This is a genomic window from Pseudoalteromonas sp. TB25, from assembly GCF_000497995.1.
Taxonomy (GTDB): Bacteria; Pseudomonadota; Gammaproteobacteria; order Enterobacterales; family Alteromonadaceae; genus Pseudoalteromonas; species Pseudoalteromonas distincta.
On the sequence record NZ_AUTI01000071.1, the window covers coordinates 1 to 1,700 of the forward strand.

2 protein-coding genes are annotated in these 1,700 nt (G+C 37.9%); both read right to left on the minus strand.

The genetic code is table 11. The features are described 5' to 3' along the window. The coding region (locus L652_RS0101360) for a Na+/H+ antiporter NhaC family protein (RefSeq protein ID WP_024603210.1) at window positions 1–936 on the minus strand (936 nt) is incomplete at its 3' end. 8 nt (window positions 937–944) lie between these two features. Next, the coding region (locus L652_RS0101365; protein WP_024603211.1) for a transglutaminase-like domain-containing protein at window positions 945–1,700 on the minus strand (756 nt) is incomplete at its 5' end.

Consider the following 1,700-nt stretch of genomic DNA (forward strand, 5'->3'; position numbering starts at 1 on the left):
GGCTTGCATAACCGATGCAAAACCTTGTGCCGATATCATAATAAAGCCAATCATGGCCATCATCGCAACGCCTTTACTAAATACGTCGCCGTTTTCTTCCCACTTAACTACACCGAAAACACTAAATATCATTACACCTACTAAGCCACCTAAAATCATTGAGCCACTTAGGTTTTGTGCAACAAGTGAGGCAAGTACTGCAAAAAGCCCGACAATCATTACTTTTTTAGGGTTTTCTACCTCAGCCGATTTACTAACAGTTGTTAATGGGAGCTCGGTGTATTCGCGGCGTTTTTTGTAGGTAATAAATACCGCAATAAGCAATCCAATAAACATACCTAATGCAGGAATTATCATCGCCACAGGGACTTGGGTATTTACAATGTCTAGGCCGTTATCAACTAGGTTTTTGTGCAAAATAGAATATAAGTAAATACCCCCAAAACCATAAGGAAGCACCATGTAAGACGTTGCTAATCCAAATGTTAAAATACACGCTATAGCACGCCTGTCTAACATTAACTGATTAAAAACAACGAGTAACGGCGGGATCAAAATAGGAATAAACGCAATGTGTACAGGGACTAAGTTTTGCGAAGAAATTGCACAACCTAAAATAATTAATAAAATGAAGTAACTTAAAAATGTTTCATTACCGCTGCCTTTTGCATTTACTTTAGCAAGTAGCTTATCAGCGAGAATACGTGTTAAACCCGACTTAGAAATAGCAACGGCAAACGCGCCGAGCATAGCATAACTTAGTGCAATTTCAGCTCCAGCTGAAAGGCCAGAATTAAACGCATCAACACTTTCTTTTATGCCCAAGCCAGCAGTAATACCTGCAACTAACGCGCTTATGATCATGGCAACAATGACGTTAACGCGAGCCAGAGATAGCCCGAGCATTAAAATAACGCCTATAACAACAGCATTCATAGTATTCTCTATTTGGAAATTTTAATTAATTTTATCAGATCTTTAGCCTGAGTTTTACGCTCTTTCGTAAAAGGTTTTTTACCATAGCGTACTTGGTTAAATAACTGCCTAAAAGTGCTTATAGATTGTGCAGAACGAGGAAGTTGATCAGCAAAAAAGTCTAACTGCTGACTCGGTGTTAAATTATCGGGTGTATTTATTTTTTGTTTTTTAGCCCATGCTTTTACTTCATAAAACTCTTTAACCATAGGCGCTAATTTAGACGGGCGTTTTGGCAAGTTTAAATAAATAAAATAACCTATAAAACAAAAACCAGCTGTTAGTAAAACCATTAATGGTACAAGCCAAATATTTTTACTACCAAAAATTGATTTTAAAAAATCATTTTGTTTTTCTTCGTCAAAACCAAGTACCCAGCTAGACCATTGATAATCGAGGTTTTCAAGTTCCAACCTTAACCAATTAATAGCGGGGAAATTACTTAAACTCACTAAACCAAAATCAAGGTTACTTTTAAATTCGTCATTCAGCTCTTCGTTTTGCGAAAGTGAGCCATTTAAACGCTCTGGTGCAACAACGGCGGTTGCATCAAAAATAACCCAACCTTCGTTTTGTAAATATACTTCTACCCAAGCGTGTGCGTCGTATTGGCGAACAGTGAGCGTATTATTATCTTGATTTAATTCGCCACCTAAATAGCCACTTACTAGTCGAGCGGGTATACCTGCGGTTCTAAAAATGTACGCAGCGGCACTGGCATAGTG